Here is a 20,212-nt window from a genome sequence, read left to right on the forward strand (position 1 = left end):
GGCGGAAGCTTTAGGCGTTTGATCTAGATCTAGATCTTGCTTGAGCGATACGCCGCGAGACCGTTGCAGCGCGGTCGCGGCTTGCGTCGCTCCTACAGAGAGAGGATTCGCAGCGCTTTCTTCTTCGAGCAAGAGCAGCGCTTCAATTCGTCAATGCAGCCGCTTTGGTGGTGGAAGCCTGCAGCATGAGCCGCGACCTGCCCGAGACAACTCAGCCCTTCTTGCCAGCCCGGATCGGCTTCAGCACGCCGTATTTCTCTTTCGACGGCTTGCCCTTGAGCGGCGCGAATTCGAGTTCCGAATCCGGCAGGTGAGTGTCGGGCAAGCGCGACAGCAGGTCCCGGATCAGGGTCAGCCGGCCTTGGCGCTGGTCGTTGAAATCGACCAGGGTCCAGGGTGCGTGCTGGCTGTGGGTGGCCTTGAGCATGGCCTCGCGGGCCCGGGTGTAGTCGTCGTAATGCCTGCGCGCCTGCAGGTCGATCGGCGAAAGTTTCCAGCGCTTGAGCGGGTCTTCCAGGCGTTCGGCGAAGCGTTCTTCCTGCTGTTCCTGGTCGCAGCACAACCAATACTTGAACAGCAGGATGCCGTCGTCGGTCAGCAGCTTCTCGAACACCGGTGCCTGCTGCAGGAAGGCCTTCACCTGCGCGGGTTCGGCGAAGCCCATGACCTGTTCGACGCCGGCGCGGTTGTACCAGCTGCGGTCGAACAGGCTGATTTCGCCCGCGCCCGGCAGATGCGATACGTAGCGTTGGAAATACCACTGGCCGCTTTCGCGTTCGCTCGGCTTGGGCAGGGCGACGATGTGGCATTGGCGCGGATTGAGGTGGTCGGAGATCGCGCCGATCGCGCCGCCCTTGCCGGCGGTGTCGCGGCCTTCCAGCAGCACCACCACGCGGCGGCCGCTGTGTTGCAGCCAACGCGCCATCGCTGCCAGTTCCAGCTGCAGCGTTTCCAACTGCGCTTCGTAATCCTTGCGCTTGAGCTTGCTCATCGTTTGCTCTTCTTCGCCGCGGTCTTGCGTGGCGCCGCACTGCGCTGGGTGCCGGCCATGCCGGTGGCGACTTCGAGCAAGGCGCCCTGTTGGCGCGTGTTGAGCGCGCGATAGGCCGCGAGCAGGTCGTGTTCGCCCTGAGTGCGGGCCGGGTCGAGCGTGCTGGCGAGTTCCGACAGCAGCGCGCCCGCCGGCACGCCGAAGGCGCGCGCGAGCGCATCGAGCTGGTCCTTGCCGGGCAGCTTGTCGCCGCGCAGCCAGGCGCTGACCGTGGCGACGCCAGCACGCGGAATCGCGGTGGCGATGTCGGTGGCGTTGAGGCCGCGGGCCTTGGCCAGCAGGCGCAGGGTGGTGTCGAGCGGCATGCCGATCACTCCTTGAGGCGGGGACGCAGGGTGGCGAGGTTGCACGGCCGGGTGCGCGCGTCGAGCTGGGCGCCGACGATCTTTTCCCAAGCGGTGCGGCAGGCCGAGGTCGAGCCCGGCAGGCAGAACAGGAAGGTCGCGTTGGCCAGGCCGGCGAAGGCGCGCGATTGCAGGGTCGAGGTGCCGATTTCGTCGTAGCTGATTGCGCGGAACAGCTCGCCGAAGCCGGGCATTTCCTTGTCGAGCAAGGGCAGCAGGGCCTCGGGCGTGGAGTCGCGGCCGGTGAAGCCGGTGCCGCCGGTGACCAGGATGCCGTCGATGCTGTCGTCGGCGATCCACTGCGACACTGCGGCGCGCAACTTGTAGCGATCGTCGGGCAGCAGCTTGCGCTCGGCGAGGCGATGGCCGGCCTGGGTGAGGGATTGGACGAGATAGTCGCCGGAACTGTCGTCGGCCAGGGTGCGCGAGTCCGAAACGGTCAGCACGCACAGCGAGAGGGGGATGAAATCGCGTTCTGCGGTCATGAGGGCAGCCTAGCGCAAACCGGGTGGGGCTGATCAACTCAGGACGTTCGAGTCAGGCGGTTCGAGTCGGGTCGACCCGATCGAGTGTGTCGGAACGGCTAGCGCGCCGGCCCGCGCAGCGGTGTCGGCGCTTCGCCCTTGCGCTGCCTGCGCGCCATCGCCATCGTCATCGCCGCGAAATCGATGGCGAAGCCATCCATGTCGAACAGGCCGCTGTCGCTGCGGCGTGCGGCGAGTTCGCCGCGCAAGGCCCGCAGCGCGCCCGGGTCGTTGCCCAGCGCGATCGCTCGGGCGACGAAGGCCGCGTCGTCGGCTACGTTCATCGACTCCAGGCCGAGGTGGTGGTTGAGGCTGCCGGCCACGCGCGCGGCGAAGGTCGCGCCGGGGCAGGTCAACACCGGGCAACCGGCCCAGATCGCGTCCGAGGCGGTGGTGTGGGCGTTGTAGGGATCGGTGTCGAGGAACAGGTCGGCATGGCGCAGCCGCGCCAGGTAGTCGGCATGCGGCTGCTTGCGCATGAACACCAGGCGCTCCGGCGCGATGCCCTGGCGGCTCGCGAAATCGCGCAGGCGCTGGTCGGCGCGGCCCGGGCCGGACAACAGCCACAGCACGCTGCCGGGCACGCCGCGCAGTACCGCAAGTGCGCGCGCGACGCTGCGCGGATTGAGTTTGTAGCTGTTGTTGAAGCAGCAGAACACCACGCCCTGGTCGGGCAGGCCGCATTCGCCGCGGCTCGGCGGCGTGGCCGGTTCGCGGGTGGTGTCGGAGGGCTGGAAGCAACGCGGCAGCCAGGCCACGGTTTCGCTGAAATCGGCGCTCAGCGCTTCCGGCAGGACGTAGCGGTCGGCCAGTACGTAGTCGATCCACGGCGCCGCCGAAGTACCCGGATACGCCAGCCAGTTGACCTGCACCGGGGCCGGCCGCATCGCCAACACTTCCGGCGCACCGCCGCCGCCCCAGCCGCGCAGGTCGAACAGCACGTCGGTGCCGGCGCGGCGGATCGCCGCGGCGACCTGGGCGTGCGGTTGCATGGCGACGTCGTGCAAAGCGTTTGCGGCGGCATGCAGGCGGCGGCGGATGGCGCTGTCGTCGTCGCGGTTGAGGGCGAACAGGTGCAGGTCGAGGCCGCCGCGCCGCTGCAGCGCTTCCAGCAAGGCGACGATCAACAGGCCGGTCGGGTGGGCGCCGAAGCCGTTGGAGAGAAAGCCGACCCGGATCGGTGCCGATGTGTCCTTCTGCGGTGCGGCCGGCAAAGGCCGCACGCTGCCGGCGATCACCGTCGCGCGCAGCGCCGCGCAGCGGCGTTGTTCGGCGGCGCTGGCGTCTTCGCTGAGGAAGGCGAAGGGTTCGACCGAGGCCTGCCCGCGTGCGATCGCGTCGCGGACCTGGCCAGCGAGGGCATCGAGATCGCGCCAGTCGCACAGTTTGCGTCGCCACGCCAGCAGATAGGCGGCCAACTGCGGTTCGCGCGGTGCGAGCGCATAGGCGTGGGCATAGGCCCCGAGGGCGCCTTCGGCATCGCCGACGTCTTCGAGCGCATGCGCCAGCCACACCGCGATGCCGGGGTGCTGCGGCGCGTTGTGCGCGGCCGCGCGCAGGCTGGTTACCGCGTCGTCGCGGCGGCCCTGCATCCATTGCGCCCGGCCCAGGCGCGCGAGCGCCTCGGGATGGCCCGGCCGCAGGTTCAAGGCGCGTCGCGCCGCCGTTTCGCCGCCGCGGGCATCGCCGGCGTCGAGTTCGTGTTCGGCCAGCATGATCCAGGCCATGGCGTCGCCGGGATTGCGCTGCAGCGCCTGGCGCAGTTCGAGGCGGGGGTCGTTCATGGCGCCGACCTCGCGACGAGGGTATTCGCGCCGGGTTCGGGCATGCAGCGGTTGCGCATGGCGCGATCAGGCCGCACTGAGCGGCAGGTGGTAGCGCTGGGTGCCGTCGTAGCGTTGCCAGCCCACGCCGTCGTACAAGGCCTGGGCGGTGAGGTTGTCGTGGTCGGTCTCCAGTTCCAGCCGCGCCGCGCCATCGGCGCGGGCGAAACCGGTGGCGGCGTCGAGCAAGGCCTGAGCGACGCCGCGCCGGCGGGCGGTCGGATCGACGAACAGATCGTTGAGCACCCACACGCGTGCGGCGCGGACCGAGGAGAAGGTCGGATACAACTGGGTGAAACCGGCGCCGTCGACGCCGTCCAGCGTAGCGAGCAGCACGACCGAGTCGCCGCGGCTCAGGCGTTCGCCGATGAAGGCGCGCGAGACGCTTTCGTCGTCGCGTTGGGTATAGAAGTACCGGTAATGATCGAACAGCGGAGCCAGCAGGTCGAGATCGTCGAGGGTTGCGCGGCGAACTGAGAGGCTCATGGCAGGCGATCCGGCGGGAGAGGGCGGATTATGGCCGTTGAACGCGCGCGGCGTCATGACTGTGCGGCGCGACTTCGACGAATCGCGCAGCGGCGCACAAGGCGCAGGCGTGGCGGAGGCTTTGGCTCAGGCGCTGTGCGCTATATGGCTCCATTCGGGCGCGGTGGCGATGGAGTGGGCGCTTCGATTCGAGTCGGGTCGATCTGAGTCAAATCGATTTGAAGCAGGCCGACTGGAACCAGGCCGATTTGAACCAGGCCGACTTGAACCAGGCGGCGGCTTCGCTGTGAAAGCATGCCCTCGCTCTAGCCCTCTCCCGCAAGCGGGTCCTCGCCTTAACTCTCTCCCGCAAACTGGAGCGAGGCCGGTCCCTTGTGTGTCGAGAGTTGCCGGGCCGAGGGAGGCTTCGTGCTTGCGAGTACGGTCGCTTGACCGCCGATGCTCGGACTTGCTCCCTCTCCCGCTGGCGGGAGAGGGCTGGGGTGAGGGCCGCCTCAGCCCGCCGACAAGCGCGCCAGTTCGTCGGCCTGATGCTCGTGGATTAGGCGCCCGATCAGTCCGTCGAGATCGCCGGCGACGATGTTGGGCAGGTCGTACAGGGTCAGGCCTTCGACGCGGTGGTCGGTGATGCGGCCCTGCGGGAAGTTGTAGGTGCGGATGCGCTGGCTGCGGTCGCCGCTGCCGACCTGCAGGCGCCGGTCCTGCGCCTGCGCGGCCGCGGCCTTCGCCGCCGCGGCGTCGGCGAGCATCGCCTGCAGGCGCTTGAGCGCCTTGTCGCGGTTGGCGTGCTGGCTGCGTTCGGTCTGGTTCTCGACCACCACGCCGCTGGGGATGTGGGTGATGCGGATCGCCGATTCGGTCTTGTTGACGTGCTGGCCGCCCGCGCCAGAAGAACGGAAGGTGTCGACCTTCAGGTCGGCCGGGTTGATCTCGATCGGTTCGCCTTCCGGCTCGACCGCGATGATCGCCACCGTGGCCGCCGAAGTGTGGATGCGGCCCTGCGATTCGGTCTCGGGCACGCGCTGGACGCGGTGGGTGCCGGACTCGAACTTGAGCCTGGAATAGGCGCCGCGGCCTTCGACGCGGGCGATGATTTCCTTGTAGCCGCCGTGCTCGCCGGCATTGGACGACTCGATTTCGACTTTCCAGCCCTGGCGTTCGGCGTAGCGCGCATACATGCGGAACAGGTCGCCGGCGAAGATCGCGGCTTCGTCGCCGCCGGTGCCGGCGCGCACTTCCAGGTACAGGTCGCCTTCGTCGCGCGCGTCCTTCGGGATCAGGTGCGCCAGCAGTTCGACGTCGAGCTGTTCCAGGCGCGTCTGCGCGGCGGCGATTTCCTCGTCGGCGAGTTCTCGCAGCTCAGGATCGTTGCGCATCGCTTCGGCGGCGGCCAGGTCGGCCTTGGCGCGCGCTTCCTCGGCCAGCGCCACGGCGACTGGTTCGAGTTGGGCGAATTCGCGCGAAAGCTTGCGGAAGCGGTCGTTGTCGCCGATCACGCCGGGGTCGGCGAGCAGGCGCTCGAGTTCTTCGCGGCGTTCGGCCAGGGCTTCGAGCTTGCGGCGCAGGGTGGGGGTCATTGGAGAGCCGGGAATAGGGAGTCGGGAGTCGGAAGCGCATGCGATCAGATCTGGTCGCTAACGGTCGTCCGACGAATCCGCTGTTTCGATTCCCGAGTCCCCATTCCCGATTCCCGGTCCCACCGCTGGAAACAACTTGTCGGCGGCGCGCGCCAGCTCCGGGTTGCCGCTCAGCGCGGCTTCGCGCAGGGCCACGGTCGGGGCGTGCAGCAGGCGGTTGGTCAGGGTGTGGGCGAGAAAGTTCAGCACCTCCGCCGGGTCCTGCCCGGCGCCGAGTTGCTGGCGCGCCTTCGCTAGCACTTCCTCGCGCGCGGCCTCGCCATGGTCGCGCAGACGCTTGATCGGCGCAGTGCGCGTGCTCGCAGCCAGGGTTTCGACGAAACGGGCGACCTGCAGCTCGACGATGGCCTCGGCTTCGGTCGCGGCTTCGCGGCGGCTGCGGCGGTTGTCTTCGATCGCGCGTTCCAGGTCGTCGACGGTGTACAGGAATACGTCTTTCAAACTGGCCACGTCGGCGGCGATGTCGCGCGGCACCGCCAGATCCAGCAACAGCATCGGCCGGTGCTTGCGGGTGGCGAGCGCGGCGGCGACCTGGGCGCGGTGCAGGATCGGTTCGCGGCTGGCGGTCGCCGACAGCACGATGTCGGCCTCGCCCAGGTGGCGTTCGAGTTCGCTCAATGGCAGGGCCACGCCGCCGTGGCGGGTGGCGAGGTCCTGAGCGTGGGCGAGGGTGCGGTTGGCGATCAGCAGGCGCTTGGCCTTGGCCTGGACCAGATGCCGCGCCGCCAGTTCGACCGTTTCGCCAGCGCCGACCAGGAGCACGGTCGAGTCTTCCAGGCGTGCGAACGACTCCTGCGCCAGACGCACCGCGGCCGAGGCGACCGACACCGGATTGGCGCCGATGCGGGTGTCGGTGCGTGCGCGCTTGGCGGTCGAGAAGGCCTGCTGGAACAGACGGTCGAGTTGGCTGCCCAGGGTGCCGGCGGCGCGCGCGGTCGCCCAGGCGTCCTTGACCTGGCCGAGGATCTGCGGCTCGCCGAGCACCAGCGAATCGAGCCCGGTCGCGACCCGGAACAGGTGGCGCACGGCGTCGGCATCGCGATGGCGATAGAGATAGGCGTGCAGATCACCGACGTCGTCCGGGTGCGTGGCCAGCCAGTCGGCGAGGGCGCGGCCGTCGTCGTCGGCCACCGCATACAGCTCGGTGCGGTTGCAGGTCGACAGCAACGCCACTTCGCGTACCGGCGCGAGCGCGCGCAGGGCGTCGAGCGCGGTCGTGACGGTGTCGCCGGAAAACGCCACGCGCTCGCGCAGGCTGACCGGCGCGGTCTGATGGTTGATGCCTAGAACGAACAGACTCATCGGTGGACGCGCTTCGATCCCGGGCGGCGGACGCAGTAAACCGCCGTCGCGGCGACGCAAAAAAGTTTCATGAGGCGGCGTGCGTCGCGGGACATCGGTTCAGGTGCTTGCGATAAGCTGCGGGCTGCTGAAGGCCGCCATTCTACCGGCCCACTGGTCCCGACGTGGTTCTCTACGATTCGATTTGCTCGATCGGTCCAATAGATGGCAACGATGACGGCAGCGACGACTCGGCCGAGGCCGCGCGGCTCGCCTGCGCCGGCCTCGGTTCGCGCCGGCCCGCCGCGCCGCGACGGGGCCTGCAAATCGCGGTTTTGGCCCTGGCCCTGGGCGGCTGGCTCGGCAGCGCCGCCGCCGAGCCGTCGACGCCGGTATCGGCCTCCGCTCTGGCCACGGCCAAGTCCACGATCCAGGCGCGTGCCGCCAAGGACCCGACCGGGGCCTCGCTGGAATCGCTGCTGAGCGGCGAATTCGCCCTCCAGTCCGGCAAGCTGAACGAAGCCGCCGAGGCCTATCTCAAGGCCGCGCGCGCCGCCAACGACGTCGGCCTGGCCGAGCGGGCGACCAGCATCGCTGTGGTCGCCAAGCAGGACGCGCTGGCCGCCGAGGCCCTGGCGCTGTGGCGCAAGCTGGGCGGCAAGGGCACCTCGATCGGCGCCGCCGAAGCGACCCTGTCGCTGCGCCGCGGCGACGACCGCGCCGCATTGCGTCAGCTCAACGCTCTGATGGAGAACGATCCCGAGGCCGGCTGGCGCCAGGCCCTGATCGTGCTGACCACCGGTTCCAAAGACCCGAAGCAGGCCGCGCGCGTGCTCGAGAAGCTCGTCGACGGCGGCAAGATCCCGTCCGGCAACCTGATGGCCTGGGTCGCGTTCGGCGGCCTGTCGCAGCGCCTGGACCAGCCCAAGCTCACCGAACGCATCGTCGCCGAAGTGGTCGACCGCTTCCCCGGCGAGCCACGCGTGGCCCTGTTGCGGGTGAGCCAGTTGCGCGAGTCGGGCAAGGACGACGAAGCCCGAAAAATGCTGCAGAGCATCGTCGCGCTGGCCGATCGCGACACCAATCTGCGCGCGCTGATCGCCGAGCAGTACGAAGCGCTCAACGATTTCCAGGCGGTCGCCGCGACCCTGGCGCGCGGCCCGCAGGACGAGCAGACCTATTCGCTGCGCGCGTCCTACCTGGCCCGCGCCGAAGACAAGCCGACCCTGACCAAGCTCTACGACGAATTGCGCGCCAACGCGGCCAAGCCGGACCCGGCGCGGCGCCTGCTGCTGGGCCAGTTGGCCGAATTCCTCGAGCGTTACGAGGAAGCCCTGGGCTGGTACCAGGGCGTGCCTGCCGGGCAACCGCGTTCGATCGCGCGCCTGCGCAGCAGCAACGTCCTGCACAAGCTCAAGCGCAACGACGAGGCCTACGCCAATCTGCGCGCGATCCAGTCCGACGCTTCGACCGGCGACGACGCCCGCCGCGACGCCTACATCGTCGAGGCCAATCTGCGCGGCGAGGACAAGAACGACGCCGGCGAGAACGATGCTTTCGCGCGTGGCCTGGCGGCATTTCCGGACGAACCCGAGATCCTCTACGCCCGCGCCCTGAGTTGGGAGCGCCGCGACGACATCGCCCGCGCCGAGGCCGATTTCCGCCGCATCCTGGTCGCCGAGCCCGACAACATCGCGGCGCTCAACGCACTCGGCTACACCTTGGCCGACCGCACCACGCGCTTCCAGGAAGCGCTGGAACTGATCGAGCGCGCGCGCAACGCCGAGCCCGACAACTATGCGATCGTCGACAGCTACGGCTGGGTGCTGTACCGCATCGGCCGCGTCAAGGAGGCCGAAACCGAGCTGCGCCGCGCCCTGACCATGCAGAAGGACGCCGAAATCGCCGCCCATCTCGGCGAGGTGTTGTGGCAGAGCGGCCAGCGCGAGGAAGCCCGCAAATACTTCGAGCAGGCGCGCAAGATCGATCCCGACAATCGCTCGCTGTTGCGCGCGCTGAAGCGGCTCGGCCTGTGAACACGCGTTCGTCCGCTTTGCGTCTTAAGGCGCACCCTGTTTCGTGCCCGGCGAAGTCCGTCGCGGTCGCCGTATTGGTTTTGTTGCTGAGCGCCTGCGCCGGGCAGGGCGTCAGGCGCCCGCCGCCGGAAGTATTGCCGACGGCGGTCGCGGCCGAGCGCGAAGCCGGGCGCATCGCCCGGGTCCGCGCCGATGGCGAGTGGTCGCTGACCGGCCGCATCGCCGTGTCCAACGCCGGCAAGGGTGGCAGCGGCCGCATCGAATGGAACCAGCGCGGCGAACGCTACGAAGTCGCCCTCAGCGCGCCGGTCACCCGGCAGAGCTGGCGCCTTGCCGGCGGCCCCGGCGAAGCGCGTCTGGACGGCCTCGAAGGCGGCCCGCGCGAAGGCGTCGACGCCGCGGCGGTGCTGCACGAGGCCACCGGTTGGGATATTCCGGTCGAGGCTCTGGCCGATTGGCTGCGCGCCTTGCCGGCCGCCGGCGCCGCCGCGCCGCGGATCGCCGCGGGGCCCGACGGCCGCCCGCTTTCGATCGAGCAGGCCGGCTGGAGCATCGCCTACGAATGGCCGCTCACCGGCGACCTGCCGTCGCGGTTGGACGCACGCCGCGGCGACGCCCGCGTGCGCCTGATCGTCGACCAGTGGCAGGGCGCGGAGGCCGCGCCGGCGTCCGATGGCGCCGGCCGCTGATCCTGAGCGTTCTTTCCCGACCCTTAACGCCCGACCGATAACGCCCGCCCGAGCTGCGATCCGATCATGTCCGCCCCCCTCTCCGAGCCGACCGCTCCGATCGAGTCGAATTGGTCGATCTGGCCCGCCCCGGCCAAGCTGAACCTGTTCCTGCGCATCACCGGTCGCCGTGCCGACGGTTACCACCTGTTGCAGACCGTGTTCCGCCTGCTCGACTGGGGCGACACGCTCCGCCTGCGCCCGCGCGCGGACGGTCGGGTGATCCGTCACGGCGCCTCGGTGGCCGGCGTGGCCGAGCACGACGACCTCACCGTGCGGGCCGCCTTGCTGCTGCAGAAAGAGTCGAACAGCAGCCAAGGTGCCGACATCGTCATCGAAAAACGCATTCCGGCCGGCGGTGGGTTCGGCGGCGGCTCGTCCGATGCGGCCACCGTCCTGGTCGCCCTGGACGCTTTGTGGGGCACGAACCTCGGTGTGGACCGCCTGGCCGAGCTCGGGCTGCGCCTGGGCGCCGACGTGCCAGTCTTCGTGCGCGGTGAGAATGCCTGGGCCGAAGGCGTCGGCGAGGTGCTGCGGCCGGTCGAACTGGCGCCGGCCTGGTACGTCCTGGTCGACCCGGGCGTTCACGCGCCGACCGCGGCCTTGTTTCAATCGTCTGAATTGACGCGGGATGCCGCGCCCGCGACAATGTCGGACTTCGTTTCGGGTAAGCCGCTCGGGAATGCGTTCGAGCCGGTGTTGCGCAAGCGCGAAGCTGCCGTCGAGGCCGCCTTCGCCGCGTTGTCGCAGATCGGTTCGCCACGCCTGACCGGCTCTGGCAGCGGGTGTTTCGTCGAGTTCGCGCAGCGCGAATCCGCCGAGGCAGCGCTGGCGGAACTGCCTTCCGGCCTACGGGCCTGGACGGCGGGCGGTGCAGGGCGTTCCGCGCTGTGTGCCGCACTCGAGGCAAATCTTCCGCAGGGGCGTCGCCAAGAGGCCCAAGGCACCAGGTTTTGATCCTGGCATTCGTAGGTTCGAATCCTACCGCCCCTGCCATCGAATGCCGGGAGTTGGGAATCGTGGATTCCCCACTCCCCAATCATCACCAGCCGCCACGGTCAGAGCGAAGCGGAGAAGACAGTGCAAAACGATCGCAACCTGCTGGTATTCAGCGGTAATGCCAACCGTCCGCTTGCCGAAGCGGTGTGCAAGGAGCTCGGCATCCGGCTCGGCAAGGCGCTCGTCGGGCGGTTCTCCGACGGTGAAGTGCAGGTCGAGATCGAAGAAAACGTGCGTCGTCAGGAGGTGTTCGTCATTCAGTCGACGAACGCGCCGACCGCCGAGAACTTCATGGAACTGCTGGTCCTGATCGACGCGCTCAAGCGCGCATCGGTGGCCAACGTGACCGCGGTGGTGCCGTACTTCGGCTACGCCCGCCAGGATCGCCGCCCGCGCTCCTCGCGCGTGCCGATCACTGCCAAGGTCGCGGCCAAGATGTTCGGCGCCGTCGGTGCCGACCGGGTGCTCACGGTCGATCTGCATGCCGACCAGATCCAGGGCTTCTTCGACATTCCGGTCGACAACGTCTACGCCTCGCCGTTGCTGCTCGCCGACATCTGGCGCGCGCACGGCACCGACAACCTGATCGTGGTGTCGCCCGACGTCGGCGGCGTGGTCCGCGCCCGCGCGATCGCCAAGCGCCTCGACGACGCCGACCTGGCGATCATCGACAAGCGCCGTCCGCGCGCCAACGTCGCCACGGTGATGAACATCATCGGCGACGTGTCGGGCAAGACCTGTGTGCTGGTCGACGACATCGTCGACACCGCCGGCACCCTGTGCGCCGCCGCGGCCGCGCTGAAGGCGCAGGGCGCGCAGAAAGTCGTCGCCTACTGCACCCACCCGGTGCTGTCGGGCGCGGCGATCGACAACGTAATGAAGTCGCAGTTGGACGAGCTGGTGGTGACCGACACCATTCCGCTGACCGCCGCGGCCCGCGCCACCGGCCGCATCCGCCAGCTCAGCGTCGCCGAGCTGCTGGCCGAGACGATCCGCCGCATCGCCTTCGGCGAGTCGGTCAGCTCGTTGTACGTGGATTGATCAATTCGGGAGTCGGGAATGGGGAATAGGGAATCGTAAAAAGCAGCGCCGCGGCATGCGCTTCTACCGATTCTCGATTCCCCATTTCCGATTCCCAGCTCCAAAGACTCATCTGGTCGCGGATGAGTCTCCAAATCGCCGCGAGGCGATCCTAACGCTGTAAAAGTGAGTAAACGACAATGTCCGAACACATCATCAAGGCCACTGGCCGCAACGTCGAGGGGAAGGGTGCGAGCCGCCGCCTGCGTCGTGCCGCCAGCATCCCGGCCATCATCTACGGCGGCAAGGCTACGCCGCAGCCGATCCAGCTCGATCACGAGAAAGTGTGGCTGGCCAGCCAGCACGAGTGGTTCTACTCCTCGATCCTGACCCTCGATGTCGACGGCAAGAGCGAGAGCGTGCTGCTGCGCGATATGCAGCGCCACCCGTACAAGCAGATCATCATGCACCTGGACTTCCAGCGCGTGGACGAGAACCAGGCCATCCGCGTCGCGGTGCCGCTGCACTTCCTCAACGAAGACAAGTCGCCGGCCGGCAAGGCCGCGGACGTCGTCGTGACCCACGAGCTCAACGAAGTCGAAATCAGCTGCCTGCCGAAGGACCTGCCGGAGTTCCTCGAGATCGACCTGTCCAAGCTCGCCGTCGGCGACATCGTCCACCTCTCGGAGCTCAAGCTGCCGAAGGGCGTCGAGATCCCCGAGCTGAAGCTGGGCAAGGAACACGACGTCGCCGTCGTGATCGCCAAGCACGGCAAGGAAGAGGCCGAGGAAGCCGCCGAGGCGCCGGTCGCCGAAGTGCCGGCCGCCAAGGTCGCCAAGAAGGACGAAGACAAGAAGTGATCGTGGACCGGCGCGCCCTGATCGGCGCGCTGGTTTGCGTACACGGATAGTCTTACGCGATGGCAGATCTGCGCCTGATCGTCGGCCTCGGCAACCCGGGGTCGGAACACACCCGGACCCGGCACAATGCCGGGTTCTGGTTTGTGGACGCCCTGAACGAAAAGTTCGGCGGCCGGTTCGGTCTGGAGTCCAAATTGTTCGGCGAAACCTCGAAGATCGAGATCGCCGGGCGCCCGGTCTGGCTGCTCAAGCCGGCCACGTTCATGAACCTGTCGGGCAAGTCGGTCACCGCGGCCCTGCGTTACTGGAAGATCGAGCCCGAGGAAGCGCTGCTGGCGCACGACGAGCTCGATCTCGCGCCCGGCACGGCCCGGCTCAAGTTCGACGGCGGCCACGGCGGCCAGAACGGCTTGCGCGACACCATCCAACTGCTCGGTCACGGCAAGTTCCACCGCCTGCGCATCGGCATCGGCCATCCCGGCCACAAGGACAAGGTCACTCCCTGGGTGCTAGGACGTCCCGGCAAGGCCGACGAGGCGACGATCCTGCGCGCGATCGACGACGCCATCGAGGTCATGCCGCTGGCGGTGCAGGGCAACCTGATGGACGCCATGACCCGCCTGCACACGCCCAAGTCGTGAATGGGGAATGGGGAATCGGGAATCGTCAGAGCCCGCTTTCCCATTCCCGATTCTCGATTCTCTATTCCCGGATTACGAAGCCATGGGTATCAAATGCGGCATCGTCGGCCTGCCCAACGTGGGCAAGTCGACCCTTTTCAACGCCCTGACCAAGGCTGGGATCGCCGCGGCGAACTTCCCGTTCTGCACGATCGAGCCGAACGTCGGCGCCGTGCCGGTGCCGGATCCGCGCCTGAACGCGCTGGCCGAGATCGTCAAGCCGCAGAAGCTGCTGCCGACCGCGGTCGAATTCGTCGACATCGCCGGCCTGGTCGCCGGCGCCGCTAGCGGGCAGGGCCTGGGCAACAAGTTCCTCGCCCACATCCGCGAAGTCGACGCCATCACCCACGTGGTGCGCTGCTTCGAGAATCCGGACGTCATCCACGTCAACAACAAGGTCGATCCGATCGCCGATATCGAGACCATCGATACCGAGCTGGCGCTGGCCGACCTGGAAAGCGTCGAGAAGGCCTACCAGCGCGCCGAGCGCTCGGCCAAGACCGGCGACAAGGAAGCGATCGTGCGCAAGGAGGTCCTCGGCCGCGTGCGCGAGGGCCTGGACGCCGGCAAGCCGGCGCGCGCGCTGAGCCTGTCCGAGGACGACAAGGCCGCGCTGCGCGATCTGTTCCTGCTCACCCTCAAGCCGGTGATGTACGTCGCCAACGTGCTCGAGGACGGTTTCGAGAACAACCCGCACCTGGACGCGGTGCGCGAGCGCGCCAAGCTCGAGGGCGCCCAGGTCGTGCCGGTTTCGGCCGCGATCGAGGAAGAGCTGAGTCAGCTCGACGACGCCGACCGCGACACCTTCCTGGCCGACCTCGGCCTGGCCGAGCCGGGCCTCAACCGGGTCATCCGCGCCGGTTACGAGCTGCTGGGCCTGCAGACCTATTTCACCGCCGGGGTCAAGGAAGTGCGCGCCTGGACGGTCAAGGCCGGCTCGACCGCGCCGCAGGCCGCCGCGGTGATCCACACCGACTTCGAGAAGGGCTTCATCCGCGCCGAAACCATCTCCTACGACGATTTCATCAAGTACAAGGGCGAGGCCGGGGCCCGCGATGCCGGGCGTCTGCGCCTGGAAGGCAAGGAATATCGCGTCCAAGAGGGCGATGTACTGCACTTCCGGTTCAATGTCTGAGTACACTATGCGGCCGTTTCGGGGTCGCCTGGCAGCCGGTTCGGCCGTCGCGAGTAGATTCCGAAAAAAGTTGTACGAAAACGCGTTGACTTCCTGAAGAACGCGCGCCAGAATTACGGGCTCTTTTGGAGGGATACCCAAGCGGCCAACGGGGGCAGACTGTAAATCTGCTGGCTTACGCCTTCGGTGGTTCGAATCCACCTCCCTCCACCAGTTTCATCGCGACAGGCTACGGTTCGTCGGTTTTTTTGAGTTCGACGGATTCTGGCGCGGCAGGCACTAGTGGAATCAAGCAACGACGATCTCGCTTTCAAGGGTGTCGGCGGTGCGGGTTTCAGATTAAAGTTCCAACGCTGTAATGGCTGTACGCGGCGCGGGAGTAGTTCAATGGTTAGAGCCTCAGCCTTCCAAGCTGATAATGCGGGTTCGAATCCCGTCTCCCGCTCCATTGAACGGCTTCGTCGGCGGTAAGGTTGAATTCGCCCGCGTCGGTCCCATTGCAGTTAAAGCCCGCGCAGGCGGGTCGCAACACCCAGGTTTCACGCTCACGTAGCTCAGTCGGTAGAGCACCTCCTTGGTAAGGAGGAGGTCGAAGGTTCGATTCCTTTCGTGAGCACCATCCAAAGCAAGACAAGGCTGCTTTACCAACAGCCGCCGCGACATACAGACCCACAAACGAGAAGCGACAGCCATGGCTAAGGGTAAATTCGAGCGCACCAAGCCGCACGTGAACGTCGGCACGATCGGCCACGTTGACCACGGCAAGACGACGCTGACGGCGGCGCTGACGAAGGTGGGCGCCGAGCGTTTCGGTGGCGAGTTCAAGGCATACGACGCGATCGACGCGGCGCCGGAAGAAAAGGCGCGCGGCATCACGATCTCGACGGCGCACGTGGAATACGAATCGGCGACGCGTCACTACGCGCACGTCGACTGCCCGGGCCACGCCGACTACGTGAAGAACATGATCACGGGTGCAGCGCAGATGGACGGCGCGATCCTGGTGTGCTCGGCCGCTGACGGCCCGATGCCGCAGACCCGCGAACACATCCTGCTGTCGCGCCAGGTCGGCGTGCCGTACATCGTCGTGTTCCTGAACAAGGCCGACATGGTGGACGACGCCGAGCTGCTCGAGCTGGTCGAGATGGAAGTGCGCGAGCTGCTGAGCAAGTACGAGTTCCCGGGCGACGACACCCCGATCATCCACGGCTCGGCCCGTCTGGCGCTGGAAGGCGATCAGAGCGAAATCGGCGTGCCGTCGATCCTGCGTCTGGTCGAAGCGCTGGACAGCTTCATCCCGCAGCCGGAGCGCGACGTCGACAAGCCGTTCCTGATGCCGGTGGAAGACGTGTTCTCGATCTCGGGCCGCGGCACCGTGGTGACCGGCCGTATCGAGCGCGGCATCGTGAAGGTCGGTGACGAAATCGAAATCGTCGGTATCCGTCCGACCCAGAAGACGACGGTCACGGGCGTGGAAATGTTCCGCAAGCTGCTCGACCAGGGTCAGGCGGGCGACAACGCCGGTCTGCTGCTGCGCGGCACCAAGCGCGACGACGTCGAGCGCGGCCAGGTGCTGTGCAAGCCGGGTTCGATCAAGCCGCACACCGACTTCGAAGCCGAAGTCTATGTGCTGTCGAAGGACGAAGGCGGCCGTCACACCCCGTTCTTCAAGGGCTACCGTCCGCAGTTCTACTTCCGCACCACCGACATCACCGGCGCTTGCGAGCTGCCGGAGGGCGTCGAGATGGTGATGCCGGGCGACAACGTGAAGATGGTCGTCACGCTGATCAACCCGGTGGCGATGGACGAAGGCCTGCGCTTCGCGATCCGCGAAGGCGGTCGTACCGTCGGCGCCGGCGTCGTGGCCAAGATCATCAAGTAATCGCACCATCGCGGCGGTCGCAAGGCCGCCGCAAGCCGCGAACGGCGGGCCGGCAACCCGGTCCGCCTTCGTTGTTTAGTACACCTTGGAATATCCGCTCGATCCCGGGCCCGATTCGGGCGCTGAGTCGGGCAGAAGACTTCAAAGACGTACGCCAGTAGCTCAATTGGCAGAGCAGCGGTCTCCAAAACCGCAGGTTGGGGGTTCGAGTCCCTCCTGGCGTGCCACTCGATACCGAGCCGGCTCGGACGATCCGGCGACTGGAATGCATTGAAAGGGCCGCGCAGGGATGGGCGGGCTTTCGCGAGGGAATCGCCCCGAGAATGAACAGCAAGGCCGAACAACATAAATCCGGCGGTGCCGGTGATATCGCCAAGTACGCGCTGGCGCTGCTGCTTGCGCTGGGCGGTGTGTTCGCCTACCTCTGGTTCGAGAACTGGAGCGGCCCGCTGCGTAGCGGCGTGGTCGTCGCCGGCCTGCTCGCCGGCGCGGTGGTGTTCATGTTTTCCACCAAGGGTGCACAGACCCGCGAATTCCTCTCGGAATCGCGTTTCGAGTTGCGCAAGGTGGTCTGGCCGAACCGCGAAGAAGCGCTCAAGACCACCTGGGTGGTCATGATCGCGGTCGCGATTCTCAGCCTCATCCTGTCCGGCTTCGATTATGTGATCCAGGCTGCGGTCAAGTTCCTGCTGTCGCGTTGAGGAGACGACCGACGTGAATTCGCAAGATAACAAGCGCTGGTACGTGGTACATGCGTATTCCGGCTTCGAAAAGTCCGTGGCGCAAGCGCTGCGCGACCGCATCGTCCGTTTCGAAATGCAGGACCGCTTCGGCGACGTCCTGGTGCCGACCGAAGAAGTCGTCGAAATGCGTTCCGGCCAGAAGCGCCGGTCCGAACGTAAATTCTTCCCGGGCTATGTCCTGGTCCAGATCGCCACGCACGACGAAGCCGGTATTCCGCGCATCGACAGCGAAAGCTGGCATCTGATCAAGGAAACCCCGAAGGTCATGGGTTTCATCGGCGGCACCGCCGATCGCCCCTTGCCGATCCAGGACCGCGAAGCGGACCGGATCCTGCAGCGCGTTCAGGAAGGCGTCGAAAAGCCGCGTCCGAAGGTGCTGTTCGAGCCGGGCGAAATGGTCCGTGTGGTCGATGGCCCGTTCGTCGATTTCAACGGCGTGGTCGAGGAAATCAACTACGAGAAGAGCCGCCTGCGCGTTGCAGTGCTGATCTTCGGCCGCTCGACCCCGGTCGAGCTGGAATTCGGGCAGGTCGAAAAGGCCACCTGAGCCCGGCCCCGGCCTGGCTGACCCCATCGAACGAGGCCCGGCTTGCCGGGTCTCGTCGTGTCGTATTCCAAAAAACCTGATATAGTGCGCGGCTCACTGCCTAGATGCGGTGGCCCATTCATTCAGCTGCCCCCTCTGAAAAGGTCCGGGGCGGCTGTCTGCGCAAGCAAAACGCGATGCCGGAACGCGCGATTTCCGGCCCGATGGGGAGCCTGAGGTCCAGGCGCTAGCACCCGGAGAGCAGAGCAATGGCAAAGAAAGTAGTCGGTTACATCAAGCTGCAGGTGAAGGCCGGTCAGGCCAACCCCTCGCCGCCGGTCGGTCCTGCGCTGGGTCAGCGCGGCCTGAACATCATGGAGTTCTGCAAGGCGTTCAACGCCGCGACCTCCAAGCTCGAGCCGGGTCTGCCGACTCCAGTCATCATCACGGCCTACTCGGACCGTACCTTCACCTTCGTCACCAAGAGCACCCCGGCTTCGGTCCTGCTCAAGAAGGCCGCCGGCATCTCGTCGGGCTCCAAGCGCCCGAACACCGAGAAGGTGGGCAAGGTCACCCGTAAGCAGCTCGAAGACATCGCCAAGGCGAAGGAAGCGGATCTGACCGCGGCCGACCTGGAAGCGGCAGTGAAGACGATTGCGGGTTCGGCCCGCAGCATGGGTCTGGTGGTGGAGGGCTGATCATGGCAATCACGAAGCGCGAAAAAGCAATCAAGGCAGCCGTGGTCCCGGGCAAGGCCTACTCGTTCGAAGAAGCGGTCAAGATCGTGAAGACCGCGACCAAGGCCAAGTTCGTCGAGTCCGTCGACGTCGCCGTGCGCCTGGGCGTGGACGCGAAGAAGTCCGACCAGCAGGTCCGTGGCTCGACCGTGCTCCCGGCCGGCACCGGCAAGACCGTGCGCGTGGCGGTGTTCGCCCCGGCCGGCGCGAAGGCCGACGAGGCCCTGGCCGCCGGCGCCGAAGCCGTCGGTATGGACGACCTGGCCGAGAAGATGCAGGCCGGCGATCTGAACTACGACGTCGTCATCGCCACCCCGGACGCCATGCGCGTCGTCGGTAAGCTGGGCCAGGTGCTCGGCCCGCGCGGCCTGATGCCGAACCCGAAGGTCGGTACCGTCTCGCCGAACCCGGCCGAAGCGGTCAAGAACGCCAAGGGCGGCCAGGTGCGTTACCGCACCGACAAGGCCGGCATCATCCACTGCACCCTGGGCAAGGCTTCGTTCGAAGACGCCTCGCTGAAGGACAACCTGCAGGCGCTGCTGCTCGACCTGATCAAGGCCAAGCCGGCGACCGCCAAGGGTCAGTACCTGCAGAAGATCTCGATCAGCTCGACCATGGGTCCGGGCGTGACCGTCGATCTGACCTCGCTGTCGCTCAAGTAATCGAATCAATGGAGTGAGCCAAGAGAAGTGAGGAGTGAGCGAAAAGCCGCATTCGCTCTCACTCGTTTCTCGCTTCTCTCACCTCGCTCCTAACTTTTTGAGGGCTATCGCCCAGGGGCAACCCGAAGCGATCGCCGTCAAAGACCGCAGGCGCGGTCAGCGCATACCGACGACGGGCAGGGAAGCTCGACACGGCAAGGAGTCGCCGTCGGTACAGCGGGATCGCTTAATTCGGACTCTTCGGAGCCGGGCCGGCGTAGATGGTGCCGCCCCTGAAACCATTTTCAGGAAAGGCCACCACCCGGGATGCCTTCGGCGTCCCCGGCGCCAAGGACGGTCGCCGCCCAGGACCGCAAGCGGCAGGAGCCGTAAGCGGAGTTAATAGTGCCGGGATGGGTAGTACGGGATCGGGGATCGGTCGAAGCCAGGCGCAAGCCGCTTCGCCGGTTCCCTCTCACGAATCCCGAATCCCGGCCTTGGAGGAGTGCAATGGCTCTTAATCTGTCTCAGAAGCAAGAAGTAGTCGCCGAACTGGCAGAAGTCGCCGCCAAGGCTCACTCCTTGATTGCTGCCGAGTACGCAGGCATCACGGTCGGTCAAATGACCGCGATGCGCAAGAAGGCTCGTGAAACCGGTGTGTACTTGCGTGTCGTCAAGAACACCCTGGCTTCGCGTGCCGTTGCCGGTACCGAATACGAGTGCGTCCAAGACAAGCTCGTCGGTCCGTTGCTGTATGCGTTCTCGACGGAAGAACCCGGCGCTGCCGGTCGTCTGATCAAGGAATTCGCCAAGGGTAACGACAAGCTGCAGGCCAAGGTCGTCGCGTTGGGAGGCCAGGTGTACCCGGCCAGCCACGTCGACGTGCTTGCCTCGCTGCCGACCCTCGACCAGGCCCTGGCCATGCTGGCCCGCGTCCTGTCCGAACCCGCCAGCATGTTCGCCCGCGCCGTCAAGGCCGTGGCCGACCAGCAGGGCGGTGGCGAAGTCGCTGTCGAAGCTCCGGCCGAAGCGGAACCGGCGTAATCGCCGCCCCGCATTCGCGACCGCTTCACTGAATC

Annotated in this window: 21 protein-coding genes and 5 tRNA genes; 19 read left to right on the forward strand and 7 right to left on the reverse strand. The window is 66.9% G+C overall.

What is annotated here, in order from left to right; genetic code table 11:
• Positions 1-211: 211 nt before the first annotated feature.
• The 5 genes from ppk2 to EX88_RS0119930 form a co-directional block, all read right to left on the reverse strand.
• Entirely contained in the window at positions 212-991 is a 780-nt protein-coding gene (ppk2, locus tag EX88_RS0119910) for a polyphosphate kinase 2 (RefSeq protein WP_031373740.1), read from the reverse strand.
• Positions 988-1,356 (reverse strand): helix-turn-helix domain-containing protein, encoded by a 369-nt coding sequence (locus EX88_RS0119915; RefSeq protein ID WP_031373741.1) that lies wholly within the window; start codon positions 1,354-1,356, stop codon positions 988-990. The genes ppk2 and EX88_RS0119915 overlap by 4 nt, the downstream gene beginning before the upstream one ends.
• A 5-nt stretch (positions 1,357-1,361) precedes the next feature.
• A complete protein-coding gene (moaB, locus tag EX88_RS0119920; RefSeq protein ID WP_031373742.1) occupies positions 1,362-1,880 on the reverse strand; it encodes a molybdenum cofactor biosynthesis protein B in 519 nt (172 codons plus the stop codon).
• Between the two features lie 98 nt (positions 1,881-1,978).
• Complete coding sequence (locus EX88_RS0119925) at positions 1,979-3,703, reverse strand: tetratricopeptide repeat protein (RefSeq protein ID WP_036149598.1); 1,725 nt, start codon at positions 3,701-3,703, stop codon at positions 1,979-1,981.
• Between the two features lie 66 nt (positions 3,704-3,769).
• Complete coding sequence (locus tag EX88_RS0119930) at positions 3,770-4,228, reverse strand: GNAT family N-acetyltransferase (RefSeq protein WP_031373744.1); 459 nt, start codon at positions 4,226-4,228, stop codon at positions 3,770-3,772.
• A gap of 203 nt (positions 4,229-4,431) precedes the next feature.
• Between EX88_RS0119930 and EX88_RS27510 the strand changes: the two genes are divergently transcribed.
• Positions 4,432-4,518: a pentapeptide repeat-containing protein gene (locus EX88_RS27510; RefSeq protein WP_430536922.1), complete on the forward strand. Its 87-nt coding sequence runs from the start codon at positions 4,432-4,434 to the stop codon at positions 4,516-4,518.
• Between the two features lie 204 nt (positions 4,519-4,722).
• Here EX88_RS27510 and prfA read toward each other — a convergent pair whose 3' ends face one another.
• Both prfA and hemA read right to left on the reverse strand, forming a co-directional pair.
• Positions 4,723-5,805, reverse strand: a complete 1,083-nt coding sequence (gene prfA / locus EX88_RS0119935) for a peptide chain release factor 1 (RefSeq protein WP_031373745.1) — start codon at positions 5,803-5,805, stop codon at positions 4,723-4,725.
• A gap of 57 nt (positions 5,806-5,862) precedes the next feature.
• Positions 5,863-7,167, reverse strand: a complete 1,305-nt coding sequence (gene hemA, locus EX88_RS0119940; protein WP_051885349.1) for a glutamyl-tRNA reductase — start codon at positions 7,165-7,167, stop codon at positions 5,863-5,865.
• 326 nt (positions 7,168-7,493) lie between these two features.
• Here hemA and EX88_RS0119945 point away from each other — a divergent pair, with 326 nt between their 5' ends.
• From EX88_RS0119945 to rplJ, 18 genes are all read left to right on the forward strand, one after another.
• Positions 7,494-9,182, forward strand: a complete 1,689-nt coding sequence (locus EX88_RS0119945; protein WP_051885351.1) for a tetratricopeptide repeat protein — start codon at positions 7,494-7,496, stop codon at positions 9,180-9,182.
• A gap of 74 nt (positions 9,183-9,256) precedes the next feature.
• Positions 9,257-9,871 (forward strand): lipoprotein insertase outer membrane protein LolB, encoded by a 615-nt coding sequence (gene lolB, locus EX88_RS0119950; RefSeq protein WP_051885350.1) that lies wholly within the window; start codon positions 9,257-9,259, stop codon positions 9,869-9,871.
• Positions 9,872-9,937: 66 nt separating this feature from the next.
• Complete coding sequence (gene ispE, locus EX88_RS24855) at positions 9,938-10,867, forward strand: 4-(cytidine 5'-diphospho)-2-C-methyl-D-erythritol kinase (protein WP_051885352.1); 930 nt, start codon at positions 9,938-9,940, stop codon at positions 10,865-10,867.
• Positions 10,830-10,906 (forward strand) — tRNA-Gln (locus EX88_RS0119965). Before ispE ends, EX88_RS0119965 begins: the two co-directional genes overlap by 38 nt.
• A gap of 84 nt (positions 10,907-10,990) precedes the next feature.
• A complete protein-coding gene (locus EX88_RS0119970; RefSeq protein WP_031373749.1) occupies positions 10,991-11,950 on the forward strand; it encodes a ribose-phosphate diphosphokinase in 960 nt (319 codons plus the stop codon).
• Positions 11,951-12,129: 179 nt separating this feature from the next.
• The gene (locus EX88_RS0119975) at positions 12,130-12,789 is read left to right on the forward strand and encodes a 50S ribosomal protein L25/general stress protein Ctc (protein WP_031373750.1); all 660 of its coding nucleotides are present in this window, start codon (positions 12,130-12,132) and stop codon (positions 12,787-12,789) included.
• A gap of 59 nt (positions 12,790-12,848) precedes the next feature.
• Positions 12,849-13,430 carry an aminoacyl-tRNA hydrolase gene (gene pth / locus EX88_RS0119980; RefSeq protein WP_031373751.1) on the forward strand — a complete coding sequence of 194 codons (582 nt, stop codon included), beginning with the start codon at positions 12,849-12,851 and terminating at the stop codon, positions 13,428-13,430.
• 82 nt (positions 13,431-13,512) lie between these two features.
• Positions 13,513-14,604, forward strand: a complete 1,092-nt coding sequence (gene ychF / locus EX88_RS0119985) for a redox-regulated ATPase YchF (RefSeq protein ID WP_031373752.1) — start codon at positions 13,513-13,515, stop codon at positions 14,602-14,604.
• 127 nt (positions 14,605-14,731) lie between these two features.
• Positions 14,732-14,817 (forward strand) — tRNA-Tyr (locus EX88_RS0119990).
• A 160-nt stretch (positions 14,818-14,977) separates the two neighbouring features.
• Positions 14,978-15,052, forward strand: a tRNA-Gly gene (locus EX88_RS0119995).
• A 95-nt stretch (positions 15,053-15,147) separates the two neighbouring features.
• Positions 15,148-15,223 (forward strand) — tRNA-Thr (locus tag EX88_RS0120000).
• Between the two features lie 72 nt (positions 15,224-15,295).
• Positions 15,296-16,486 carry an elongation factor Tu gene (tuf, locus tag EX88_RS0120005; RefSeq protein WP_031373753.1) on the forward strand — a complete coding sequence of 397 codons (1,191 nt, stop codon included), beginning with the start codon at positions 15,296-15,298 and terminating at the stop codon, positions 16,484-16,486.
• A gap of 151 nt (positions 16,487-16,637) precedes the next feature.
• Positions 16,638-16,713: transfer RNA gene (locus EX88_RS0120010), tRNA-Trp, on the forward strand.
• A gap of 96 nt (positions 16,714-16,809) precedes the next feature.
• Positions 16,810-17,187, forward strand: coding sequence for a preprotein translocase subunit SecE (secE, locus tag EX88_RS0120015; RefSeq protein WP_031373754.1), 378 nt, complete (start codon positions 16,810-16,812; stop codon positions 17,185-17,187).
• A 13-nt stretch (positions 17,188-17,200) separates the two neighbouring features.
• Positions 17,201-17,776 carry a transcription termination/antitermination protein NusG gene (gene nusG, locus EX88_RS0120020; RefSeq protein ID WP_031373755.1) on the forward strand — a complete coding sequence of 192 codons (576 nt, stop codon included), beginning with the start codon at positions 17,201-17,203 and terminating at the stop codon, positions 17,774-17,776.
• 248 nt (positions 17,777-18,024) lie between these two features.
• Positions 18,025-18,453, forward strand: a complete 429-nt coding sequence (rplK, locus tag EX88_RS0120025; RefSeq protein WP_031373756.1) for a 50S ribosomal protein L11 — start codon at positions 18,025-18,027, stop codon at positions 18,451-18,453.
• A 2-nt stretch (positions 18,454-18,455) separates the two neighbouring features.
• Positions 18,456-19,154, forward strand: a complete 699-nt coding sequence (gene rplA, locus EX88_RS0120030; RefSeq protein ID WP_031373757.1) for a 50S ribosomal protein L1 — start codon at positions 18,456-18,458, stop codon at positions 19,152-19,154.
• A gap of 489 nt (positions 19,155-19,643) precedes the next feature.
• Positions 19,644-20,177, forward strand: coding sequence for a 50S ribosomal protein L10 (gene rplJ / locus EX88_RS0120035; RefSeq protein WP_031373758.1), 534 nt, complete (start codon positions 19,644-19,646; stop codon positions 20,175-20,177).
• Positions 20,178-20,212 lie beyond the last annotated feature (35 nt).

The sequence above is a fragment of the Lysobacter antibioticus genome (assembly GCF_000731095.1).
In the GTDB taxonomy this organism is placed as follows: domain Bacteria; phylum Pseudomonadota; class Gammaproteobacteria; order Xanthomonadales; family Xanthomonadaceae; genus Lysobacter; species Lysobacter antibioticus_B.